General features: G+C 45.7%; 16 protein-coding genes. 8 read left to right on the top strand and 8 right to left on the bottom strand.

All coding sequences use genetic code 11. The features are described from left to right. Positions 1 to 22: 22 nt before the first annotated feature. Positions 23 to 784: a SanA/YdcF family protein gene (locus AAA946_RS07125; protein ID WP_445206095.1), complete on the top strand. Its 762-nt coding sequence runs from the start codon at positions 23 to 25 to the stop codon at positions 782 to 784. A 36-nt stretch (positions 785 to 820) separates the two neighbouring features. Here AAA946_RS07125 and AAA946_RS07120 read toward each other — a convergent pair whose 3' ends face one another. Further along, entirely contained in the window at positions 821 to 2,113 is a 1,293-nt protein-coding gene (locus AAA946_RS07120; RefSeq protein ID WP_338164233.1) for a GGDEF domain-containing protein, read from the bottom strand. A gap of 249 nt (positions 2,114 to 2,362) precedes the next feature. Between AAA946_RS07120 and AAA946_RS07115 the strand changes: the two genes are divergently transcribed. Continuing rightward, on the top strand, positions 2,363 to 3,799 hold the full coding sequence (locus AAA946_RS07115) for an IS1182 family transposase (protein WP_338163447.1): 1,437 nt from the start codon (positions 2,363 to 2,365) through the stop codon (positions 3,797 to 3,799). A 122-nt stretch (positions 3,800 to 3,921) separates the two neighbouring features. Here AAA946_RS07115 and AAA946_RS07110 read toward each other — a convergent pair whose 3' ends face one another. The 3 genes from AAA946_RS07110 to AAA946_RS07100 are packed head-to-tail and all read right to left on the bottom strand — an operon-like array spanning position 3,922 to position 9,052. Beyond that, positions 3,922 to 6,033 (bottom strand): calcium-binding protein, encoded by a 2,112-nt coding sequence (locus AAA946_RS07110; protein ID WP_338164232.1) that lies wholly within the window; start codon positions 6,031 to 6,033, stop codon positions 3,922 to 3,924. Between the two features lie 26 nt (positions 6,034 to 6,059). After that, positions 6,060 to 7,364 carry an HlyD family type I secretion periplasmic adaptor subunit gene (locus AAA946_RS07105; RefSeq protein WP_338164231.1) on the bottom strand — a complete coding sequence of 435 codons (1,305 nt, stop codon included), beginning with the start codon at positions 7,362 to 7,364 and terminating at the stop codon, positions 6,060 to 6,062. After that, positions 7,361 to 9,052 (bottom strand): type I secretion system permease/ATPase, encoded by a 1,692-nt coding sequence (locus AAA946_RS07100; RefSeq protein WP_338164230.1) that lies wholly within the window; start codon positions 9,050 to 9,052, stop codon positions 7,361 to 7,363. The genes AAA946_RS07105 and AAA946_RS07100 overlap by 4 nt, the downstream gene beginning before the upstream one ends. A gap of 331 nt (positions 9,053 to 9,383) precedes the next feature. On the opposite strand from AAA946_RS07100, the gene AAA946_RS07095 reads away from it, so the two are divergent. From AAA946_RS07095 to AAA946_RS07085, 3 genes are all read left to right on the top strand, one after another. Beyond that, the gene (locus tag AAA946_RS07095; protein WP_338164229.1) at positions 9,384 to 10,439 is read left to right on the top strand and encodes an ABC transporter substrate-binding protein; all 1,056 of its coding nucleotides are present in this window, start codon (positions 9,384 to 9,386) and stop codon (positions 10,437 to 10,439) included. After that, positions 10,436 to 12,124 (top strand): sensor domain-containing diguanylate cyclase, encoded by a 1,689-nt coding sequence (locus tag AAA946_RS07090; RefSeq protein WP_338164228.1) that lies wholly within the window; start codon positions 10,436 to 10,438, stop codon positions 12,122 to 12,124. Before AAA946_RS07095 ends, AAA946_RS07090 begins: the two co-directional genes overlap by 4 nt. A 64-nt stretch (positions 12,125 to 12,188) precedes the next feature. After that, positions 12,189 to 13,019 (top strand): DUF2797 domain-containing protein, encoded by an 831-nt coding sequence (locus tag AAA946_RS07085; protein ID WP_338164227.1) that lies wholly within the window; start codon positions 12,189 to 12,191, stop codon positions 13,017 to 13,019. A 54-nt stretch (positions 13,020 to 13,073) separates the two neighbouring features. On the opposite strand, the gene AAA946_RS07080 is transcribed toward AAA946_RS07085, so the two are convergent. Continuing rightward, entirely contained in the window at positions 13,074 to 14,297 is a 1,224-nt protein-coding gene (locus tag AAA946_RS07080) for a cysteine desulfurase-like protein (RefSeq protein WP_338164226.1), read from the bottom strand. Further along, the gene (locus AAA946_RS07075) at positions 14,281 to 14,937 is read right to left on the bottom strand and encodes a 2OG-Fe dioxygenase family protein (RefSeq protein WP_338165789.1); all 657 of its coding nucleotides are present in this window, start codon (positions 14,935 to 14,937) and stop codon (positions 14,281 to 14,283) included. The genes AAA946_RS07080 and AAA946_RS07075 overlap by 17 nt, the downstream gene beginning before the upstream one ends. A gap of 523 nt (positions 14,938 to 15,460) precedes the next feature. Between AAA946_RS07075 and trxB the strand changes: the two genes are divergently transcribed. From trxB to cydC, 3 genes are all read left to right on the top strand, one after another. Beyond that, positions 15,461 to 16,417, top strand: a complete 957-nt coding sequence (gene trxB / locus AAA946_RS07070) for a thioredoxin-disulfide reductase (RefSeq protein ID WP_338164225.1) — start codon at positions 15,461 to 15,463, stop codon at positions 16,415 to 16,417. Positions 16,418 to 16,539: 122 nt separating this feature from the next. Further along, a complete protein-coding gene (cydD, locus tag AAA946_RS07065; RefSeq protein WP_338164224.1) occupies positions 16,540 to 18,327 on the top strand; it encodes a heme ABC transporter permease/ATP-binding protein CydD in 1,788 nt (595 codons plus the stop codon). Next, positions 18,320 to 20,041: a heme ABC transporter ATP-binding protein/permease CydC gene (gene cydC / locus AAA946_RS07060; protein ID WP_338164223.1), complete on the top strand. Its 1,722-nt coding sequence runs from the start codon at positions 18,320 to 18,322 to the stop codon at positions 20,039 to 20,041. The genes cydD and cydC overlap by 8 nt, the downstream gene beginning before the upstream one ends. A 73-nt stretch (positions 20,042 to 20,114) precedes the next feature. On the opposite strand, the gene AAA946_RS07055 is transcribed toward cydC, so the two are convergent. Together AAA946_RS07055 and serC are read right to left on the bottom strand one after the other, a co-directional pair. Next, a complete protein-coding gene (locus tag AAA946_RS07055; RefSeq protein WP_338164222.1) occupies positions 20,115 to 21,410 on the bottom strand; it encodes a hemolysin family protein in 1,296 nt (431 codons plus the stop codon). A gap of 189 nt (positions 21,411 to 21,599) precedes the next feature. Then, positions 21,600 to 22,694 (bottom strand): 3-phosphoserine/phosphohydroxythreonine transaminase, encoded by a 1,095-nt coding sequence (serC, locus tag AAA946_RS07050; protein ID WP_338164221.1) that lies wholly within the window; start codon positions 22,692 to 22,694, stop codon positions 21,600 to 21,602. Between the last annotated feature and the right edge of the window lie 73 nt (positions 22,695 to 22,767).

Genomic DNA, 22,767 nt, shown 5'->3' with positions numbered 1-22,767 from the left:
GACCTTTAAATTTGATAAGGAAATGTGGCAACGTGACGCTCTAGTTTCACTATTGAAGCGTGGGGTTCGTCTGCTCATTTTCGCTGTGATCGCTGTTGCCGTTGTGGTAATGGCGATTGACCGCTGGATAAGTTGGCGTGCCAAAGACCAACTGTTTACCTCTATTTCTGAGATAGATAATGTTCAAGTGGCCGTCGTGCTTGGCACCAGTAAATATCTAGGCCGCACACTCAATGAGTACTATGCTCATCGTATTAATGCTGCTATCGAACTCTATGACGAAGGCAAGGTATCGCACTTTCTGCTCAGTGGTGATAATGCCCACCGCTCCTACAACGAGCCATGGACAATGAAGCGGGATTTGCTCAGAGCAAATGTACCTGAGCCTGCAATTCACCTCGATTACGCGGGGTTTCGTACCCTTGACTCCATTGTTCGCGCCAAAGAAATTTTCGATACCGACAACTTTTTAATCATCACGCAGAAGTTCCACTGTGAACGCGCTCTGTTTATCGCTCAGTATTACGACATCAACGCCCAATGCCTTGCGGTCGCAGGCCCAGTGTCTAAGTCAGGGTATTCGGTAAGACTACGAGAAGTGTTTGCAAGGACTAAAGCGCTGCTCGACTTGTATGTCATGCATACTCAACCGCGCTTTCTTGGTCCTAAAGAGCCGATTGTGACAAACTCGGATAGTGACTCGGAGATAGAAGAAGCTTCGAAAATTGAAATCGCTCCAAATCAAGACTCTGATAAACAGCTTGAACAAGATAAAGAGCCATAACCTTTCATTGAGCTAACCTTTATTCAATCAAGCCGATCAGATACTAACCTCTACCGCTCTAACACAATTTCGCCCTTGCTGTTTCGCCTCATAAAGCATATCGTCGGCAAAATTGATGGTCTCATAAACCTGATGATTTTGTCCTAGCGCCACTCCAATACTGCAACTCATCTCGTCACCATGCACCCATAGATGTGCGTGGACATAGTGACGTATCTGCTCAGCCATCTTCACCAATTCGCTGTTTGATTTTTGCAGGCAAAACACCACGAACTCTTCGCCGCCCCAACGAACAACTTTGTCTTTGCTGCCTACGAGTTCAGAAAGCACCATAGCAAACTCACGCAGCACATCATCACCTACGCCATGACCGTAAGTGTCGTTAATACGCTTAAAATGGTCGATATCGATAAACAGCACACCAATCGAAGACGTTTGAACTTGTAACTGCTGCCTTTCCAGCCATGCGCGCACTGCATGACGATTACGAATGCCCGTGAGCTCGTCTTTATGTGCCAACTCCGAGAACTTAATGTTCTCACTCTCTAAGCGTTGATTAACTTGAGACAAATAACCTGCTCTGCGTTTCTCGCGATCCATTCCTAACTGATAGTTACGTAGCTCCCACAAGAGCGCAATTGTCGCGACCACAATCCACACGCCCAACATAAACAGAAACAGCGTCTCTCCGGCAATATAACGGCCCACCAGTGTAATACTGTGGATTTTGATCGAGTGCTCACCCAAAGCTGAGTTTGAACCCGTAGCGAGCTCAAACTTATTGATATTGGTAAACTCTGGCGCTGCGTGCGCGATAGGAATTTTATTGTCGACCACCCACCAAGTCATCACTTGGAAATTCCGCATCGGAATGCTGATTTTCCCTGCATCAGCTTGTAGCGTGACGCCGTTATATTTGTGGGTGTACTCATCTTGGATATTGGAGTAGATAGGATTGTAATTACGAAAGTAAACTCGAAGAGAGCGGTCGTCATTAGGAGGGATATCGTAATCGATATCAAGTTCAAGTGTATGATAGTCAGAAAGATCTAGCCCTATCTGGGGGTCTGAGTAAAAGTGCACAGAGACGCCGCAATAAGGCCAAGCGTAATCGCTTGTCTTCAGTGTGCAATCGAGCTGAACGCCTTGATCCATTTTCTTAAGCGTAGAGAGACTCTCGCCACCTTGAAACTGATCATTAGACGCGAAGAAACCAAATTTGTCACTCGATACCACAAGCCGTTTTTGGTCGCCCCAAAGCCGATAGCTGCTTATCACTACTAGGGTCACGAGGATAAGTGACAACAATAACTTTACCGAAAACTTCATAAAAACGACTCAACAACACCACAAGTCTTTGACAATACCATCAACAAAACTAGCTTGGTGCTTGAACATTAGCAATAGGTAAATTTGGATTGTATGACATCCCTCGCCCGTAGACGGTGGGATCGTTGACTTTTGGGGTGGGTTTATAAAAGCCTCAAGCTGGGCTTGAGGCTCAGACTGCTGACAAAGGTCTAGCTTTCAAGCTAGACCTTTGATCTAATAGGAGTATCGAAATATGGATACTCCGATATGCTTCAAAAACCTTCTCCTCAGCAATACGAACTCGAAATGGTAACCATGGAACAGCTCGTTCCACAGAATCATCTCGTTCGTAAAATTGATAATGCCATCGACTTCGAGTTCATCAGAGACGAAGTGGCACATCTATACTGCAAAGATAATGGCCGCCCACCCGTAGACCCTGTGCGTTTATTCAAAATCATTCTGCTTGGCTACCTATTCGGCATCAAAAGTGAGCGCCAACTGGTCAAAGAAATTGAAGTGAACGTCGCTTATCGTTGGTTCTTACGAATGTCACTGACCGAAAAAGTTATCCATGCTTCGACGTTAAGCCAGAACCGAATTCGACGCTTCAATGGTACTGACGTCTTTGAGCGCATCTTCAACAACATAGTGCTTCAAGCGATGGAGAAAGGCTTAGTCGCAGGACAGGAGCTCTTCACTGACAGTACACACCTTAAAGCCAATGCTAACAAGAACAAGCACATGAATCGTCTGCGTCCAGTTAGTGCAGGCGCTTATCTTGATATGCTGAATGAAGATGTGGCTGCAGACCGAGAATCTGAAGGTAAAAATCCATTCAAAGAGACGCCACCAAAGACAGACGTCAAAAACACTAAAGTCAGCACCACCGACCCTGAAAGTGGCTTTATGACACGAGACAATAAGCCTCAAGGCTTCTTCTATCTTGACCACCGAACCGTGGATGGTAAGCACGGTATCATCGTAGACACATACGCAACACCGGGGAATGTGAATGACTCACAGCCCTATATCCGTCGTCTCGATCACACACTAGAGCAGTTCAACCTCAATCCTATCGCAGTTGGTATCGATGCAGGTTACTTCACTGCGCCTGTTGCTGAATCACTCGAGCGCCGCAGTATATTAGGTGTGTTCGGGTATCGCCGCCCATCAAGAACTAAGAACAAATTTAAGAAGAAAGACTTCAAATACCAAAAAGAGACCGATACCTATCGCTGTCCAGAAGGGCAAGAACTTATCTATAAAACCACAACACGCGCAGGCTATCGCTCATACGCTTCAGACCCGAAACAATGTGCGTTTTGCCCCGTTCGGGACGACTGTACTAAGAGTGAAAATATGCAGAAGGTCATAACGCGTCACCTTTATAGTGAGACGGTGGAGCGAGCCAATCAAATGCGACTCTCTAGCTACGGAAAGAAGACGTATCGGAGGCGAAGTGAAACAGTAGAACGAAGCTTCGCCGATGCAAAACAACACCATGGCCACCGTTACGCGCGCTACCGCGGTCTCGCAAAAGTGCAAATGCAATGTTGGTTAGCCGCTGCCGCTCAAAACATCAAGAAGATAGCGTTGGTGGTGAGCTATCTGCGAAAAATGGGCCTAAATAAGGCAGAAATAAGTCAAATACTAGCCTCTGTATGCCGATTTAAGCCTTACTCACTTCAGAACGCTATCTAACAAAAAATATCGCGATCGCGGCCTACGGCCGCTCCGAAAAAAGAACCCCGCTTGAAAAAGCGGGGTTCGTCAGCAATCTGAGCCTCAAGCTGGGCTTGAGGCTTTCTAATGCATGGCAATAGCTATACTAGAGTATCTTCTGAATAAGTACCTATCTCAAGATCCATAGTTGTCCCGTTGAACTCTATTTTTTCGACATTCTTAACAATCGTAAATTCGCCGGAGGAGCCTTGTTCATAGACTTTATATTCCTGTTTAAAAGCGGGTCCATTTGCTTCAACAATAATACTAGTATCCGCAGTAATAACTAACGTATCGATCCCGTGCCCACCATCGACATAGTCTTGCCCGCCCGACATTACAACTGTATCGTCACCATGCATGACCTCAATAACATCATTGTGGTCAGTACCAGTGACTTTATCCTCTCCAGCATCCGTCCATTTATCATAATATTCCATGCCATGACCAAGCCCTGAGAAGTCGACCACATCGTCACCGCGGGTGCCATGAAGCACTTCGACACCAGATACAACATCGACCACCTGAACAGGACCTTCACCGATCATCTCCACATTGAAGGTTTCATCGTCAGTAACGTATACATTAAGGGACTCAGCATTCTTATAAGTGTCATTGTACTTAAGCGTATCAGTACCACCTCCACCCTCTATGATGTCACTTTCCGCATAAACAGGTTTATGCGCTGGTGCTTCCTTGTCAGCGTATATGATGTCATCACCACCACCAGCATTAATGTAATCACTCCCATTACCGCCATCGAGGACATCATTGCCGGAATTGTATGTCATACTTCCGCCATTATCCCCCATAAGCGCATCATCACCATCACCACCAGTGAGAGTGTCATTACCAGTGAAACCAACCAGTAGCGAGTCTTCGTCTGTAGCAACAAGGTTATCTCCTGCGTTATGACCACGTATAAACACAAAACTACCTTCATCAAACTGAAAGTTTTCTACATTCTTGACCATGTCGCGGCCATCATCACGTCCATCAGCGACATCTTCTACCGAAGTGTTTCCACCTGAATAATGTTGGAACTGAAAGTCAGCTACGGATCCGTGGTACACAGCGGTATCTTCGCCCTGGCCACCATCTATGGTATCATCACCAGCACCACCAATAAGGACGTCGTTACCATCACCGCCACTCAACTTGTCATTACCACCTTTGTAGTGAAAATGGGTACCATTGTCACCGATCAATACATCATCGCCGCCCTTGCCATTCAACTCGTCGTGACCATGCATACCAACCATTAACGTGTCGTCGTCTGATTTCGCAGTCATTACATCAGCGGCATTGTGACCGCGTTGCCACGTATAGATATCATCACCGAACTGAACCTTTTGCCCGTTCTCAATGTAGACTTTGGACTCACCATCTCGGCCATCGACTGAGTCCACAACCCTGATGTGACCATACGTTTGAAAACTGTAGTCAGCAGCTGAACCTTCAAAGACAGGGATATCTCCAGTTAGCAAACCTACAATATTATCGATCTTCAAGGCGTTTTGCGGATCGGTTGGTTCGAGCGTCTCATCGACATCAATAATGCTTTTGATTAACTCATTATCTTTAAAACCTTCGAGTTTGATCGTTGTACCTTTGTTGCCTTCAAAAAAGGTAAGAACCAACGTACCGTCGTGCTGCAGATTAATAGTCAGCTTGTTATCCAATGCTTCCTCAACAAAGGTATTTGCATTTTCAAAACCGAAAGTATCTTCACTTTCACCATTGGCTTTTTTAAGGTCTAATTTGTCCTCAAAAAACTTTTTATTCAAGCGTTCTAGCTTTCCGTCAAGCTTGTCGTCAACCCTACCCTCATGTTTATCACTTCGCGCTAAATCGTTCGAAAGAACAAAGTGCTTGCGATCCACTAAAAACTGTAGGTTGTCGACACCAAGCTCAAAGTCCTTGATAGTGTTCACACCACCATGGGTAATGCGCATAGCAAAGGTATCTTCTCCTTCTCCACCAGTAAGCTCATCGTCACCTACACCACCGAAGAGGACATCATTACCCTCACCACCATAGAGAAAGTCATTGCCTTGGTTACCTTCAATTACATCGTTTCCTTCTTTTCCATATATTGTATCGGCTCCTTTAAATCCCCTTATATGGTCATTATTATTGTTGTCGTTATTATCGCCATTCAAAGTACTCGCACTCTCAGTGCCTTTATCATCCGAAATTTTATTTAGTTCCATGTCAATCATTCCTTTCTAACGTTGCCCTATATCTCTCTCATCCCCTTCTCCATGCTTTGAATCAATGGAGAGAGGAGATAATCGAGAACTGTGCGTTCCTCTAGTACAATTTGCGCTTCTACCGGCATACCCGGTTTAAGATCTAAGCCAAGATCGAGAAGCTCCGTTGCATCGAGGGCTATCTTTCCTTGATAGAAATGACCACCTAGCCGCTCATCGACGATGCTGTCCGCAGAGAGGTGTATGAGCTCACCTGAGACCGCTGGGACTTGTCGAAAGCTGTATGACGTTAATCGGATATTGGCCGATAACCCCTCATACACCGATTCGATATCTTTGGGTTGAATGTTGACGCTCGCCACCACTCGCGTGTTATTGGGCACAATCTCTAGAATTGTGTTGGCTGGCGCAATGACGCCGCCTTGAGTGTGAATAGTTAAGTTGATCACTTCACCACTCACTGGTGCCCGCACTTCAATTCGATCATTCAGCGTGTTGGAGGCTTTAAGCTGCTTCAATACTGACTGCTCCTCGGCAACCAATTCTTGCTTTTTTTGCTGAGCCGTACGTCTGAAATCGATTTTCATCGCGTCAAGCTCCGAGCCCAACTCGGTTATCTTACTTTGCGAGTGCTTAATACGAGTGCGATGTTCAGCAATGCGGGCTTTTAAGCTTGAGTACTCGCGCTTTAGCTCCAAAAACGCCACTTTAGACACATAGCCTTTCTCAAGCAGTGCCGAATTCGCTTCAATCTCTTCGTTCAATAATGTGAGTGATTGTTGGTCGCTCGACAGCCAAGCTTTGTAGCTGTCGCTGTCGTTTTCTGACTGGGTGATTTGTTGATGAATAGACGCGATTTGCTCTTTCAAAATCATTCGGTTTTGGCTTAGCAGTGACTCTTGATCGCGCTGAATTTGAGCCTGAATCGGCGTTAAGCTTTGGTTGCTGCTCCAAACGATGGGGTTACCGGAGAGCTCGGCCTCGACTCTTGCGAGTCTTGCTTGAACAATAAACTTACGCTGATTCAACTGCTCCATTTGACTGACCAATAACGGATCAGACAGCACCAGCAATAAGTCACCCTTTTCAACACTCTGCCCCTCTTTAACAAGTAGTGTTTCCACAACACCACCGGTGTGGTGCTGGACTTCTTGATTCTCCAGTTCGGTCACCAATTTCCCAGGCGCGAGGGAGGCCGAGCTAAGAGGTGCTTGGTAACTCCAGTAGCCACTTCCTGCCACACAAACGAGCAGCACAGCCCAACCGAAAAGAACAAAGCCTCTGAGCGATAAGTTAAACGTGCGCGACGATTCGGTATGTTTCAGTATCATGAGACACTCCCCATCTGGGTCGATTTGGCGGGTAAATTCAATATCTCCTGTGTTTTTCCATACTGCTGGAGTTGATGACCCCCTAGAACCATACAGAGACTGGAATGCTGAATTACCGACATACGGTGGGAGATCACGATCGTGGTGATCCGTTGAAGACGTGTATGGGCGAGCAGAGCTATTAATGCGGCTTGTCCGCTGTGATCTAAATTGGTGTCAGGCTCATCAAGGATGAGCAGAGATGGCTTGGTGTAGAGTGCTCGAGCGAGAGCAATGCGCTGCTGCTGTCCACCCGATAGCTGCACACCTAAACTGCCAACCAAGGTTTGGTAGCCATTAGGTAGCGAGAGGACCATTTCGTGTACGCTGGCTAGTTTCGCCGCGTCCACAATGTCCTTTGCCTCTGCATTCACATCAAATCGACTGATGTTTTGCGCGATTGTCCCTGACAGCAATTGACTATTTTGAGAGACATAACCGATTTGCCAGCCAAGCTCCGATACATCACGTTGATTGAGGGTCGCACCATCAATCCTGACATCACCATTGACCGGTTTCACAATCCCCAAAATGGCTTTGGCTAACGTCGACTTACCGACACCACTGCCACCGACAATCGCCACACACTCACCTTCAGGTATGGTAAATGTCAGATTCTCAAGCAGCGGCTTTTCTGTGCCTTGATGACCGAGGTCGACCTTTTCAAACTGAATTTTCCCTTTAATTTTAGGCAGCTCTACGAGATCTGCGCTTTGCTCTAGAAACGCTTTACGAAGTCGTTTATGAGCTTTCCACCCTTCGAGCCAGCCTTGCCAGTTATGTATCGCTTGCTCTACTGGTGCGAGTACGCGACTCATGATCATTGAAGCGGCAATTAATACGCCCGCCCCTACTTCATTGTCCAAGACCAGCACGACAGACAAGCAAAGCACACCAATTTGAAGCAGCATGCGAATGTACTTTGCCAGTGCGAGGATCCCTCTCGATACTCTGTCTGCATTCGCTTTGTCCACGGTAGGGTTAATGGACTCTCTTTGCCATTTGGCGATAAGGTTTTCGTTCATTCCCAATGCTTGAGCAATTTCTGCATTCTTAAGCCAATCTGATGTTAAAGAGTTGAAGGTAGAGCCATGCTGACTTAAGTGGCGCTGCAGACGCTTTGTGATAATGATGCTGGCAAGAGAGATCGCAAATAAAACGCCGGCACCAGCAAGGGCAAAATGGCCTAAAAGTGGATGCATTAAATACATCACCGCAAGAAAGATAGGGGCAAAGGGCGCGTCAAATAATGCAAATATACCGGGAGATGTAATGGTGTCTTTGACCTTCACCAAATCGCTCAAAGGCTGGCTATGAACCCCATTTGCACTCTGAGACTGCAACATTGATAGGCTAAATGCAAAATCGGAAGACTGCTGATTAACGCGATACCCGTAACGCAGCATTATTTGGCCTCGAATCCAATCTAACATTGCTTGCATTGACAACAGAAACAAGGCAAATACCGCTAGCATTAGCAATGTTTCTCGACTTTCAGAAGACAATACTCTGTCAAAAACTTGCATTGAGAACAAAGGAATGACTAGAAAAAGTACATTCACAACGAGTGACATTATGACAATAAACATAACGACTCGCTTATTTACATCAGAGTACCCTGATGTTTTTATTTTATCCTTAGCAAACATAGCGCTCCCTAGCCGGTAAAAATACAAACATACGCATAAAAAGTCATTTTATAAAATGCTAGTTAATATTAGCCACTAATACTTAGGAATTATTTTGTTAATGCACCATCCAGCCACATACATCACATCGGTTCCAACTTTTGAGATCAATTGCAACTCACTTACACAAAAAGAATGACACCAATCACATAAAATGCGTATCTTGTGATATAAATCCCACTAATGACAAGTATATTAACAAACCATAGTTTATTTTTTCGCTAGTACTTTCGGCCAAACTTACATTGGTCTAAAAATTATATTGAATCTGTTGTTTTGCTGTAGGTACTCAATGAAAACCTTATTAACTGCACTATTATTGTGCATATCAATAACTATTTCACCAAATGTGAACTCAAAGAACACATTGAAAGTTCTATCGTGGCATGGATATACAGACCAGGATGTGGTAACTGCATTTAAAACAAAACATCGTATTGATGTGGAAATTACATATATTAATAATGATCGAGAATTACGCAGCCATATCGAAGATTCGAATAAACAATATGATATAGTAGCGCTAAATTCAGCGGAACTAAGGCGTTATATAAAACTGTTCAAAGTAAGGCCCATTGATACTAGTGAGATAAGCAATTTAAAGTGGCTTAGTGAACAGTTCACTCCTCTCTCAAGCAATCCAGAAACCTCTTTCAGCAATGACGTATACGGCATTCCCTATACTTTTTCTTCTATGGGCTTAATTTATAATAAGGATCGTATTGGGCAGCCACCAAGAACCTGGAGTGCACTTTGGTCTCTGATATATCAGGACAAGGTCCTTGGATATGATGGTGGTACACATAATGTCAGTCTCGCGGCTATCTCTCTTGGGTTACCAGACCCTTTTCAGATCTCAAGTCAACATGACAAACAAATTGCTGAACAATTAATAACACTTCGAGAAAACGCACTGACCTTCTACGCCTCAGTAGATGAAGCAACCGAGCTTTTTAACAAGTTCGAGCTATCACTTATGTTCGCCAATTATGGCCACCAGCAGTTCAACGCATTACGGAACAGTGGAGCGAATGTCGGCTACATTATTCCCGATGAGGGGGCTCTTGCATGGGTAGATTGTTGGGCAATTCTAGCTGACTCTACTCACTCCGACCTTGCTCATCTTTGGATTGACTTTCTTTTGGAGCCTTGGGTTCAGCGAAACTTGATTGATCGACATGGTCTGCAAAGCTCTTTGGGGCAATTCTCTCAACAAACAAGCCAGGAGAAGCTCATATGGCTGTCACCTGTAGAATCAGGAAGTAAGCGCGAAGCTATGTGGGATGCTGTCTATAGCGGAAAGTCCCTTTCTGCAGTGCTAAAACATATCGAGAGGTTCACTCCATGAGACTCTCCACGAAAATAAGCCTCGCTTTAACCGGTTCTCTGTTGGTGTTTTTCTTCGCCATAGCCTGGCTTAGCTATCAAGGCTCACAAACATTGCTCATCAAAAATATTGAAGAGCGGATGGCACAAAGTACCAACATTGCGTATCGCTCTTTGCAAGAAAAACTGAAAGACATAGAGCGCGTCAACGAAACGCTCGTTTCTCTCGTTCGAGAACAAGTAAAAACCAATTCTGGCGCAGCACAACTCGCCACTACAGTGCACCCTTTTCTCAATAACAACCCAAGTTTTTCCAGCATCTCGATCGTTAGCCGCATGCCTATCGCACAAGAGTTGGTTCGCGTTGAACGAGACAATACGGGAAACATTGTGCGGGCGAGCCGCAGTCAGCTTAACTCTCTATCGCACATACCAATCTTTATCGAGGCCACTGCAGCATCTAAGGGGTCAGTCTATGTCTCGTCGGTAACAACTCACTACGATAGAATTTCCTACCCAGATCCTAAGCCATTCATTTTCATTGTTTATCCGTTGACGAAAAACAACGACCAAGGGCTGTCACTCCTCATTGCCATCGATGTAGAAAGGCTACTTAAAGGTGCAACACAACTATTGTCCAACCCTACTATGTTGACCATTGCCAATACCGATGGTAGCTACTTGTTACACCCCAACAGTGAAAAGCAATTTGCTTTTGTAAAAGGAAAGATTGAAAAGCTACAAATCGATCACCCCGAAGCCAAACCGACTATCGAAGAGAACCAAGCGACCTTTTTTGAAATAGATGGTGGAGAACAGAGCGAGCGACTTCAGTACGCATACTTCCTGCCGGCGATATTTAAGATTCACAGCACGTCAACTGAATACATTCTAGGTCTACAGCAAAAAGACACTATCGGCGGAATGTGGATGGACAAAACGGCAAAAGCACTTGGGCTCACTTCATTAACTCTGATTGCTATCGTTAGTGTCCTCTCTTTTTCTCTATTTCGATTTATCACGATTCCCCTAACTAATATCGCCAGATTTGCAAAACGTATTACCCTAGAAAAAAGCACACCATATAAATACGATGCTCAGGATGAAATCGGGGATTTAACACGCGCACTCAATTACCTACAAAGTAACTTAAATGCACACTATGTGCAGTTAAAGAACTCCGAACAGAAATTTCAAGAAATGGCTCGTCTCGATGATCTAACCAACCTTCCCAATCGAAAAGATTTTTATGAAAAACTCGAAAGTGAAGTCAACCACCATCGAATAAATCAGCTTCACTTCGCTTTGCTGTTTATCGACATCAACAATTTCAAGCAGGTAAATGACAAAGAAGGGCATGATGTGGGTGACAAGTTTCTTAAAGGGGTTGCCCAGCTACTGTCAAAAAACCTGCGTTCAAGTGATCTTGTTTGCCGCTATGGTGGAGATGAGTTCATTGTCGTGCTATCCAACCTTAAACAGTTGGATGTGATTCACTCTATTTGCAGCAAGCTACATCAATCCACACATAGTCTAGTGCGTTCGGAAAAGCTCTCTGGGTATGACCTGTCGTTAAGTATTGGGGTCGCTGTGTACCCAGAGTCGTCCACCAACGCGAAGGATCTAATTAAGGTTGCTGACCAAGCGATGTACCGCGCAAAGGCTAAAGGACACGCAACCACCTACTGGCACACTCCATTTTATTAATGTTTACAAAGACCCAATGGCTCTATTTTGTTAAACTGAGCAAAACAACGAAAAGAGTAATGTCATGTCACTATTAGCCTCGGGAACGCTATCTAAAATGCGCGCTTCCCTCGACTCAACCGTTCAGTACCGCCTTCCGGTTGGCGATGAAGAAATCGCTCTGACTCCATTGATGGGGAAATCCATTACCCTAACCCATACGGGCAACATCTTTTGTTCATCTTGCGGTAAGAAGACCAAGAAGAGTTATTCTCAGGGTCACTGCTTTGTGTGTATGAAAAAACTTGCCAGCTGTGACATGTGTATCATGAAACCAGAAACCTGCCATTACGATGCGGGCACGTGTCGCGAGCCTGAGTGGGGTGAAGAAAACTGCATGGTTGACCACTTTGTTTACTTATCTAACACGTCTAGTTTAAAAGTGGGTATTACGCGCCACACGCAAATCCCAACACGTTGGATTGACCAAGGTGCAACGCAAGGTTTGCCTATTCTTAAAGTGAAAACGCGCCACATCTCAGGTTTGATTGAAGTGGAATTAGCTAAGCACATCGCAGATAAAACCAACTGGCGTACGCTACTGAAACAAGATGGTGAACCTATTGAGCTGGTTGAACGTGCTCAGCAACTACTGCCATTGGTCGCAGATAAAATTGACGAAATTCGTGCTCAATATGGTGATGACGCGATTGAAGTGCTTGACGAAGCTATCACGCCACTGAGCTATCCAGTTGAGCAGCATCCAACGAAAATAACGTCACATAACTTTGATAAAGAGCCGGTTGTAAGCGGCGTTCTTCAGGGCATTAAAGGCCAATATCTCATTCTAGATACTGGTGTGATTAACATTCGTAAGTTCACTTCTTATGAAGTAGAAGTGAGTGCCGACGCCTAGTAGTCACATTCAAATCAAACAGCCCGCATATTGCGGGCTGTTTTCTAGGGACGTTTAAAGGGATTCGAGTGCATCAAAGAAATAGTCGACTTCTTCTAAGGTGTTGTAGTGCATAAAGCCAACTCTCAACACGCCCCCTTTCTCCTCTAACTCAAGTTGTCTAACAAGACCTAGAGCATAAAAGTGACCATTCCAGACACAGATGTTCTGCTCACCGAGTGCCCTCGCGAGCTGCTCTGGCGTGTGTGTATTTGAACGCAGGGCAAACGTTGGAGTTCTCACTGTATGGCTGCTTTCTTGACTACCGTAGAGTGTTAAGCCCTCGGCTTGAGACAAACGTTGCAAAAAGTAGCGACTCAATAGCTCTTCATGTTTACCCATCGCTTCAAACGCACTCGTTAGCTGCGCTCGAAGTGATGTACCCTCACCCCAAGATGCCAAGTACTCTACCGCAGCGATAAAACCTGCTAGCGCCTCAAAACTCTGCGTACCCGTTTCAAACCTTCCGGGGCCAATGTCTGTTGCTGGTTCAACTTTATAAGGTCTTAGTGTCTGCAACCAATCAGAGCTGATGTATGCCACTCCCAAATGGGGGCCAAAGAATTTGTAAGCTGAGCAAACCAAAAAGTCGCAACCTAACGCTTGTACATCAATAAGGTTGTGAGGTGCATAATGCACCGCATCAACATAAACCGCCGCATCGTATTGCTTCGCCAACTCAACAATACGTTTGATATCGGTAATCGTACCTGTGGTGTTTGAGGCATACGTTACCGCAACCAGCTTGGTTTTAGTTGATAGCAAAGATTCAAAATGCTCCAAGTCCATCGAACAATCCTGAGTATTCACCTTCGCTTGTTTAACGACTGCACCTCTATCTTCTGCCGCTTGCTCCCAGCTAGAGACGTTTGAATAGTGATCGAGCGCAGTGACAATCACTTCATCGCCCTCGCGCCACTCTCTAGCAATCGCACGGCTCAACTGAAAGGTCAGCGATGTCATATTAGCGCCAAACACAATATTGTCTGCACTCGGCGCATTCACGAAATCACGACCACAAGCTCTTGCTAGCCCGACTAGCTCAACTGTGTGCTTGCTGGAAAAATAATGCCCGCCAAGATTAGAGTTGTAAGCACCAAGATACTCATTCATCGCACGCAACACACTCTGAGGTACTTGTGACCCGCCCGGGCCATCCAAAAATACCACTGGTTTATCATTGTGTTTTTGATTTAGAGCCGTGAACTGACGGCGCGCTTCATCAGGAGTGAAGTGCATGTTTTGCTCCCTTTGCAGTCAATACAAATACATCCATGTAACCTTCGCTCTGCTCATCGACGCAGCGAATAGGCTTGGCGTTATGCCACAAACGCGCATCGTCTAGAATTGCCACTTCACCATCAACAAGTACTTTCTTGAAAAACGGCGCTTCATCATGGTTGTTGTAGAGCATGATTTCACCACCACTGATGTTCTGACGACCTACCCCGACAAGCGCAATATGATCAAACCCATCTTGGTGCACACCTTCCGGTGCGACTTCGGTTTCATCATAGACCGCCGCGATACGGATCTGGTGAATCTCAATCTCTTGTCCATTAGGTAAGCCATTCGTCGCCACAAACAAAGACACCAGCTCACCCATCGCATCGCTTTGTAGCGTCGATTCAAGAACAGGTTCAAACTGCCTCACTACATCCCCTTGAAAGTGGTTATAGTGCTCTGACTGTACAAAGCTGCTCGCACCCGTATCGACGATCTTTCCATCAAGATGTTGTATGACCGAGTAGCGGCGTAAACGATATTGTCCATCCGCATGCTGAGTGTTGGGTAGGGTGGAAAATGTTGGCGCAAGCTGCTCAATAGCGCGGCCACTGAGACTAGTAAGATGTAAGGTACTTTCACTGGTGTGTAGCATCATTGACTCCTTTCCTTGTTATGCTGCAACATCTTTTTGTTTACATTTCATTCACAAACCCATTAAATACCAAACATTCTGCGAGATCAACTTTTTACAGCACTTAAATCCAAATTACATGGCAATAAGAAACAATAATCTAAATTAATTAAAATAATCAGAACCTAACACCAAACACAGATATTGGACACTCAAAAATACAGAACACATCACTAGGTGAAATTTCCGTGTAAAACGACCGCCAAGAGTTATGTACCTTACGATGAACCTTTACGACAACTCTCAGTGTAAAACACTATCAAAACTAGATATGACAGGCAGTTAAACCACAGCGAAATAAAGGCTACTTCCCAAATTAGAGATAATCCGTACCGCCTAACCGCGTTTATCGAGCTGAGTGAGCAAAATAACAACAGACAACGCAAATCTAGTGTTGATTCCTACCCCCTAACCCCAATATATTAGGTAGCAAAGCGACATCCATTGCTGATGTTGATAAGAATTGAGAAAGTGAGATAAAACTATGGCTGACACAAAACACTGTAAACTGCTGATCTTAGGTTCAGGCCCTGCTGGTTATACCGCTGCAGTTTATGCGGCTCGCGCTAACCTTGAACCTGTATTAGTGACTGGTATGCAGCAAGGTGGACAGCTAACAACAACCACTGAAGTCGAAAACTGGCCTGGTGATGCGGAAGGTTTGACTGGCCCTCTACTCATGGAGCGCATGCAAGCTCATGCAGAGAAATTCGACACCGAAATTATCTTCGATCACATCAATAAAGTGGATTTTAGCGAACGCCCTTTCAAGCTTTTTGGTGACAGCCAAAGCTACACCGCAGATGCCGTTATCATCTCTACTGGTGCATCAGCGAAATACTTGGGCCTGGACTCTGAAGAAGCATTCAAAGGCCGCGGCGTATCTGCGTGTGCCACTTGTGATGGTTTCTTCTACCGTAACCAAAAGGTTGCGGTCGTTGGTGGTGGCAACACAGCCGTTGAAGAAGCACTGTATCTTTCCAATATCGCATCAGAAGTACACTTGGTGCATCGCCGTGACAGCTTCCGCGCAGAAAAGATCTTAGTGAAGCGCTTAATGGATAAAGTCGAAAATGGCAACATCATCCTTCACACTGACCGTACTCTTGAAGAAGTGGTCGGTGATGATATGGGTGTGACAGGCGTTCGTATTAAAGACACCCAATCCGATCTCATCGAAACGGTTGATGTGATGGGTGCATTTATTGCGATTGGTCACCAACCAAACACCGCGCTTTTTGAAGGCCAGTTAGAGATGAATAACGGTTACATCGTGGTGCAATCAGGCCTTAATGGCAACGCAACGCAAACCAGCATTCCTGGTATTTATGCTGCAGGTGATGTGATGGATCATAACTATCGCCAAGCCATTACCTCTGCGGGTACAGGCTGTATGGCTGCGTTGGATGCGGAGCGATTCCTAGACGCGGATGAGTCATAAGTCGTTCTCATCTCCTATCAGCATACCAATATCGAAAATTGAAAACCCATAGGTACCCCCTCTGGGTTTCTTTTTGTATAATCGCTGGTTCTACTAATAATAATACTCATTAAGCCTTCTACATGGATAAGAAAAAACAACGGAGCTTGAATAAGTGGCTCAAACAGCAAAGTAAGCTCGCCAAACGCTGGCTTATGATTGCAATAGGGCTCGGCGTTCTTTCAAGTCTGTTCCTTCTTGCGCAAGCCGCACTGATCGCTACGATTCTTCATCAACTCATTATCGATCACGTCGATAAGCACGAACTGATCCCACATTTTGCTGGCCTAATGGTCGCCGTTGCCGGCCGCGCAGCTTGTGCATGGGGCAGAGAAATTGCTGGCTTCAAATGTGGTGAACAAGTCCGAATTTATATTCGTCAGCTCATACTCGATAAGCTAAGACAGCTTGGTCCTAGCTACATCAAAGGTAAACCCGCAGGAACCTGGGCAACACTGGTTCTTGAGCAAGTAGAAGAAATGCAAGATTTCTTCTCTAAGTACCTTCCACAGATGTCTCTCGCGGTGGCTGTTCCCTTTATCATCTTGATTGTTGTCTTCCCTATCAACTGGGCGGCGGGACTTATTTTCTTAGTAACAGCGCCTTTAGTTCCTATGTTTATGGCGCTGGTGGGGATGAAAGCGGCAGATGCCAACCGCAAGAACTTCAAGGCGCTGCAACGCTTATCAGGTCACTTTTATGACCGTTTACAGTCGATGACGACAATCCGCCTATTCAACCGCACCAAAGCAGAAACCGAAGTGCTGCATGGCGCTTCAGAAGTCTTTCGTAAACGCACCATGGATGTGCTGCGTCTCGCGTTCCTCTCTTCTGCTGTTCTTGAGTTTTTCACCTCGATCTCTATTGCTATTACCGCCGTGTATTTTGGCTTTAGCTATATCGGTGAGCTGAACTTTGGCCACTATGGTCTGGGTGTGACGCTATTCGCAGGTCTATTTATCTTAATTCTCGCACCTGAGTTTTATCAGCCTCTGCGTGACTTAGGCACTTTTTACCACGCAAAAGCCCAAGCAGTTGGCGCCGCAGAGAGCATAGTCGAGTTTCTAGAGCTTGAAGTACCCGCACTGCCAAACGGCGACACTAAGCTCGATGCTAAGCAAGCGATGACCATTCAAGCGGAAGATCTAGAAGTTTTTAGCCCAGATGGCACTAAACTGGTCGGCCCTATTTCGTTTACTCTCGATGCTAATCAGGCAACCGCACTGGTTGGCCCTAGCGGCGCAGGTAAAACTAGCCTAATCAATGCGATCTTGGGCTTTTTGCCTTACCAAGGGTCACTCAAAGTCAACAGCATTGAACTCAAAGAGGTTGACCAGTCTACATGGCGCGATGCCATTAGTTGGGTCGGCCAAAACCCTATGCTACTGCATGGTTCCATTCTAGATAACGTGACTTTGGGTAATCCAAACGTTAGCGATACGCAAGTGAATGATGCACTTCTGGCCTCTTTCTCTGCAGAGTTTGTCGAAAAGCATGGTCTGAATTATCAAGTAACGGATCGCTCAGGTGGTCTCTCAGTTGGTCAAGCACAGCGATTAGCATTGGCACGCGCTATGGTTCAAAACGGCCGATTCTGGCTACTTGATGAACCCACAGCAAGTTTGGATGCGAAGAGTGAACGTCTCGTGACTCAAGGCCTCCATGCTTCCACGGCCGGTAAAACGACCCTCATGGTCACTCACCAGCTTTCTCAACTTAAAGATGTCGATACCATCTTGGTAATGAATCAAGGACAAATTGAGCAGCAAGGCAACTATGATGCGCTAGCTAAACAGTCTGGTCTGTTCCAAACCATGTTGTCAGCACACCACTCCGCCAAAGCCCAAGATAAGGGGAATCTAGATGCGTGACCTACTCCCTTATTTGAAGTTATATAAAAAGCACTGGTTTGGTCTATCACTTGGTATGGTGTTGGCGTTTTGTACCTTGTTCGCTTCCATCGGCCTGTTAACGCTCTCTGGTTGGTTTATTTCGGCCTCTGCGGTTGCTGGCTTGACCATCGCTAGAGAAACCTTTAACTACATGCTTCCCGGTGCAGGGGTTCGTGGTGCGGCTATGGCTAGAACGGCTGGTCGCTGGGGTGAGCGAGTAGTGAGTCACAATGCCACCTTTAAGCTACTTACCGATCTGCGCATCTTTTTCTTTAAGAAACTGGCGCCGCTGATCCCTGGCAAAGCCGTCAACATTCGTGATGCCGACATGCTCAACCGTTTGGTAGCCGACGTTGATGCTATGGATCATGTTTATTTGCGACTGGTGAGCCCGATGGTGGTTGGCGCATTTGGCATCTTATGTTTAACCGCGGTACTTTGCTGGTTTGACGCCGCGCTTGGCTTGACGCTTGGCGCACTGCTGATGCTGCTACTGTTAATTTGGCCAACGGTTTTCTATCGTCTCGGCAAGAGAAACGGCCAAGCGCTTACGCTCAACAAAGCCGCTTTGAGGATCAAAACTCTCGATTGGTTACAAGGCTACAGTGAACTCACTCTATTCGGTGCTGAATCACGCTATCGCCAAGCCATTCTGAGTGCTCAGGATGAGCTGCTAAAGAACCAGTTTATTCACGCGAAGATCTCCGGACTTGCTCAAGGCTTGCTTATCCTTGCTAATGGTTGGCTGCTTATTTTGATGTTGTGGCTGGCAGCAGACGGTGTCGGCGGTAATCAGCCAGATCCACTGATCGCCTTGATGGCGTTTGCCACCATGGCCAGTTTTGAACTACTTATGCCAATTGCTGGTGCATTCCAATATTTGGGGCAAACCCTCACCTCAGCCCGACGTTTGAACGAAGTCATTCTCGCTAAACCGGATGTGACTTTCCCTGAACAAGACGTCACGCATAGCAACGCTTATTCAGTTAAATTAAATAATGCCAGCTTTAGCTATCCTGGTGCTAATCAAATGGCGCTTCGAGATATTGAGTTAGAGGTGCCTGCTGGTCACAAGTTGGCCATCGTAGGTCAAACAGGTTCAGGTAAATCAACCCTACTTCAGCTCATCACACGTTACTGGGATGTCCAAAAAGGTTCCATTGAACTCGCTGGCGAGAATATTCAGTCGTGGAGCGAAGCTCAGCTTCGTCAATCCACCAGCGTTGTTAGTCAAAAAGTGGATGTCCTCAATGGAACCTTGCGTGACAACCTATCCATGGCTAAACCAAATGCCAGTGATGAAGAGCTCAATGCTGCGCTGGTCAAAGTCGACCTTGGTCATTTAACTGAGAACACTGGCTTAGATGCGTGGTTAGGTGAAGGTGGACGCCAGCTATCAGGGGGTGAAAAGCGACGTATTGGTATTGCTCGTGCCCTACTTCATGACGCACCAATCCTGCTGTTAGATGAACCGACAGAAGGACTCGATAAGAAAACCGAACAACAAATAATGGCGCTGTTCGAGAGCCAGTTTGTAGGTAAAACAGTGGTGTTTATTACCCACCGCTTGGTGAGTCTTGAATCGTTCGATCAGGTATGTTTACTCGAAGATGGTGAAATACTTGAGCTCGGCCATCATACTGAACTGCTCAGTCGTAAAGGTCGATACTTCCAACTGCACCAAACTTTGTAATCCGTTCGCCTAAATAGAAAAGCCCTGCACAGTTCGATACTTGCAGGGCTTTTTGTTTCAATCGTCTCAGGTTTTAGTGCTCGCTCTCTTGTTCCAGCACCACTTCATGCACTTTCACTTGCGTAATGCGATTGTTTTTCACCGCCATGACCTCAAACACAAACCGCTGATAATAAATAGCCTCTCCTTCCGCCGGTAAACGTCCAGCAAGCCAAGTTAAGAAACCATTTAAGGTTTGATAACCTTCGGTGTCCTCACCTTCTAGATCATTGATATTTAACTTACTTTTGAACACAGCAATTGGAATGAGCCCATCCAATTGCCAGCTACCATCTCTGCACTTTCGTGCCCAGATATGCTGAGTCGTCATAGCCAACTCACCCGCAATAGACGTGAGCAAATCATGGTGAGTCACTAGACCTTGAATATCCCCATATTCATCTACCAGAAAAGTCATTTCACTGCTGGTTTGCTGCATGTAACTAAGCAGGGGCAATCCTTTCATCGATTCTGGTACGAACTTAGGTTTGCGTAGCAGTTTTACCAAACGGCCAATCGACAGTTCACTGTACTCATCAAGTAGCACTTTAGACGAGATAGTGCCGATAAGGTTGTCTAACCCTCCACGACATACAGGCCATACCGAGTGTTTGGTTTGACGGAGATCTTTAAGGATTTGCGCCAATGGTTGCTCAATATCGAGATAATGAATATCGCATCTTGGTGTCATTAACGAAGTCGCCATTCGATCATTAAGCTGAAGCAAGTTGGCGATCATCTCTTGCTCTTGATGTTCAATCACCCCGGATTCTGATCCTTCTTTAACAAGAGCAACGATATCCTCCTCTGTGACAGCGTCACCATTACCACTGTTTTGTCCAAGCAGTTTTAGCATCAGATTGGTCGATAGCGTCAGCAACAACACAAACGGCTTAGTGGCAATAGACAATCCGTGGATTGGATAGGCAACAATAACCGCAATGCGTTCAGCATTATTTTGTGCGACACGTTTTGGTACCAACTCCCCAACAACAATCGCAAAATAGGTAATAAGTAATACTACCCCTGTTGTCGCCAACAAGCTGGCTAACTCTTGCTCCATGCCAACACTGACTAACCAGTGCATGATAGGAGCAGATAATACTGCCTCACCCCAAATGCCACTTAGAATACCGATGGCAGTAATCCCGATTTGGATAGTAGAGAGAAAAATGGTGGGATCATCTTTGAGTTTGAGCGCCACCTGCGCCGCCCTATGCTGCTCAGCTAGCGTACGCAGTCTGCTGCCTTTCGCTGCCACCAACGCAATTTCCGACATGGCAAACAAACCGTTGAGCGCTATTAGGCCAAAAAGAATCAATATATCCATAGTGTTTTCCAACAACTCGCCTACATTCAGCATAACTCTGAATGTCTATTAAGAGTATGAATAGTCGCATGTTCCGTGACCAAATAGATATCGGATATTTTATGGAAAAGATAAGCTAAGTTTGTTGAGCAAAATAGAAAAGCCGCGTTAAAACGCGGCTTTTATTGCATAGATAAGGTCTTTCGTGAATTAAGCGTACTGTTGCTCGAATTCTTTCATAAATGCGACCAGCGCTTTCACGCCTTCAATAGGCATCGCATTATAAATTGATGCACGCATTCCACCCACTGCGCGGTGCCCTTTTAGGGCGCGAAGACCACGTTCGTCCGCCAGCTCCAAGAATTTCGCATCCAACTCTGGTTTTGCCAACTGGAACGGTACATTCATCAGTGAACGGTTATCCACATGCACTTGGTTTTTGTAAAACGGTGAAGCATCAATATAGTCATAAAGAATGGCGGCCTTTTCACGGTTAATACGCTCAATAGCCTTAACACCGCCTAGCCCCTTGAGCCATTTAAAGACCAATCCAGATAGGTACCAAGCAAATGTTGGTGGCGTGTTGTACATCGACTCTTTTTCTGCCAGAACTTTGTAGTTTAGGAAAGTTGGCAACATCTCGTTGGCAAGGTCCAGTAAATCGTCACGTACGATTGCGATACAAATGCCCGCAGGACCAATGTTCTTCTGAGCGCCAGCGTAGATCACACCATATTTGCTCACGTCAATTTCACGCGACAAAATGGTCGAAGACATATCCGCAACAATCGGTAAGTCCGTCTGTGGCAACTCGTTAATCTCGATACCATCAATGGTTTCGTTTGGACAAAAGTGCACATACGCCGACTCAGGATCAATGACCCATTCACTCACTGGCTGCACCGCAACTTTACCGTCAATTTCAGTCTTTGCTTGATGCACGATAGGTGTACAGTATTTTTGAGCTTCCTCTACCGCGCTTTGTGCCCAATATCCCGCATCAATGTAAGTGGCTTTTTGCTTACTACCAAGTAGATTTAATGGCACCGCCGAGAATTGCGCGCGTGCGCCACCCTGACAGAAAAGTACCTTGTAGTTCGATGGGATGTTGAGAAGATCTCTTAAATCTTGCTCAGCCTCTTCCGCCACCTGAATAAACGGCTTACTTCGATGACTGATCTCCATAACCGACGTACCCAAATCGTTCCAATCAAGCAGCTCTGATTGCGCTTGCTTTAGTACGTCGCGCGGTAACCCTGCTGGTCCTGCACTAAAATTGAATACGTTATCTGACATCGGCTCCATGACCCCATTACTCCTAACAAAATACTTAATCGAGCCATCAGTAATATCACGTTTTCAAAGAGATAAAAAGAAA

The organism is Vibrio sp. 10N (assembly GCF_036245475.1).
Classification (GTDB): Bacteria; Pseudomonadota; Gammaproteobacteria; order Enterobacterales; family Vibrionaceae; genus Vibrio.
Note: the sequence above shows the minus strand (reverse complement) of the source record. Positions and strands in the feature narration are given on the sequence as shown.